2 protein-coding genes and 1 pseudogene are annotated in these 2299 nt (G+C 35.1%); all 3 read right to left on the bottom strand.

Annotation, left to right across the window (positions count from 1 at the left end):
- Positions 1–161: 161 nt before the first annotated feature.
- Positions 162–740: a phosphoribosylglycinamide formyltransferase gene (gene purN, locus AA81_RS11270; RefSeq protein ID WP_103899062.1), complete on the bottom strand. Its 579-nt coding sequence runs from the start codon at positions 738–740 to the stop codon at positions 162–164.
- A 28-nt stretch (positions 741–768) separates the two neighbouring features.
- Positions 769–1737 (bottom strand): phosphoribosylformylglycinamidine cyclo-ligase, encoded by a 969-nt coding sequence (gene purM / locus AA81_RS11275; protein WP_103078275.1) that lies wholly within the window; start codon positions 1735–1737, stop codon positions 769–771.
- Positions 1738–2023: 286 nt separating this feature from the next.
- A pseudogene (locus AA81_RS11280) lies at positions 2024–2299 on the bottom strand (amidophosphoribosyltransferase); the annotation flags it as partial.

Here is a 2299-nt window from a genome sequence, read left to right on the forward strand (position 1 = left end):
CCCTTCGCCCCGCAGCCCACCCATAAGGAAAAGTAGAAGACTTTGCTCTTTCACCTTGTTCCCCACCCATATAAGAAAAGGAATCAGTGCTTTTCCCCTCAGTCCGTCTATAAGGATAAAAAAAGGCTTTACCCTTTCACTTGACAGCCATCTATCATTCTCTAGCTATATTCATCAGAATTGCTCAAAAGATTCTCAATTACTTGAGGATAATATTGATGCTCTAACTTATGAATTTCTTCCTCCAACTTTTCAAGATCCCAATTTTTGTCTACTTTTAACTTTTTTTGTAATATGATTTTCCCAGTATCAACTTCCTCTTCTACGTAATGAATTGTTATTCCTATATATTCTTCTTTATTATTATACGCCCTTTCTATTGAACGTAAACCAGGGTATTTCGGCAAAAGAGAAGGATGAATGTTTATTATTTTATCGGCATAATATCTAACTATGTAGCCTGGTAATATTCTCATATATCCTGCTAGTACCATTAGATCAAAATCTAGATCTTTTAAACGATTAAAAAGATAATCATTGTACTCTTTTTTTGATTTGAAAGTGCCATAATCTATTATTTCATAATCTATTCCCAATCTTTTTGCCCTTTCTACCACCTGAGCTTTCTTGTTATCCGTTATCAATTTAATTATACTAATTTTGGAAGATTTCGAAAAGTATTTACATATAACTTCAAAATTTGTCCCGTTACTTGAGGCTAAAATTACTATCTTTTTCACAGTATATCGCTCCTAATAAATTTGTTCATCAAAGGATCTTAACTTTTTGGTTTGAATCGTTTGCCGATTTCACTTCTCCAATAATGAAAAAATCTTCCCTCAAAACAGATTCCAATATTTTTGTAACTTCAGAAAGATTATCTTCAGGAGCAACATATATCATACCGATACCCATGTTGAAGGTTTTGAACATTTCTTCATCAGAGACACCTGATTGTTTGATACTTTCAAAGATAGAAGGAGTCTCCCAATTAACCTTTATCTCTGCGCAAAAACCATCAGGAATTATTCTGGGCAAGTTATCGATTATTCCCCCACCCGTTATATGGGCGGCACCTTTTATATAATTAAGCAACGTTAAAGTTTGTTTAACATATATTCTTGTAGGGTTTAAAAGTTCTTCCGTGAAGGGAATTTTTCTTTCATCCAGTAATTTTCTAACCAAAGAATAGCCATTTGAATGTATCCCGGATGAAGAAAGACCAATAAGCTTATCACCTGACACTATCTTTGAATAATCGAATATGTGATCTTTTTCAACTATTCCAACAGCGAAACCAGCGATATCTTCACTCTCGTTTTTAAAAACACTTGGCAATTCGGCAGTTTCTCCGCCTAAAAGAACACACTCATATTCATCTAAAATATTTTTTAAATGTCGAATAAAAGAGACAAAATTATTTTTGTTTAAGTTTGATGTAGAGAAATAGTCTAAGAAAAATAAAGGCTTTGCCCCCACGCAAACCAAATCGTTTAAATTCATTGCCACTAAATCTTGGGCGGCTATATCCCATCTTTCATACTTTCTTAACAATTGAAGCTTTGTACCTATTCCATCAGAAGTAGCTACTAAACAAGGGTTTTTATAATTGGATATTTCATCTTTCAGAGGAAATATCCCCGCATATGCACCTATATTGGAACCTATAAACGATCGGATTTCTTTAATTGATTCGTTAGCTTTGTCTATATCTACACCAGAGTTTTTATAAAACATAAATTGCCTCCCAATTTTGGTTATAGTGTCTTCTATGAAATTTGCTCCCCTTCGCCCAGCTGCCCACCCTTTTTGGGAAAGGACCTGCGGTCCCTTAGACCCTGGTGGGTGGAGGGCTCCGCCCTGTGACCCTTTTAAAACTAAATATTTAGTGAATTAATTGTTTGCATGGTTTTCTTGTAAGCCTTGTCTAGTCTTAGTTAGCGCCCCTTCGCCCCGCAGCCCACCCAAAAAGATAAAAGGGGATTTTGCCCCTTGATCCCGCTCCCCACCCATTTTAAAAATTTTAATCTTTTATAAAACAGTGAAAACAATAATTCTTTCCCTTTTCACCTAAAGAAGCAAGTAAATTCTCCAAAGTAATAAAATTAAGAGAGTCTGCATTAAGAATTTCTCTAATTTCTTCAACCGTTTTAGTTGCGCAGATTAATTCTTCTTTCGTAGGAATATCAACCCCCCAATGGCATGTATTAACAACCATTGGAGAGGCTATTCCTATATGAACTTGTTTAGCGCCATTCTCCCTTAGCATCTTCACTATATGTTTCATCGTTGTTCCTCT

The organism is Petrotoga halophila DSM 16923, from assembly GCF_002924615.1.

What these genes read in the sequence shown, in the direction of transcription:
- purM (WP_103078275.1), bottom strand. Translation starts at nt 1,737, where the DNA reads ATGTTTTATAAAAACTCTGGTGTAGATATAGACAAAGCTAACGAATCA.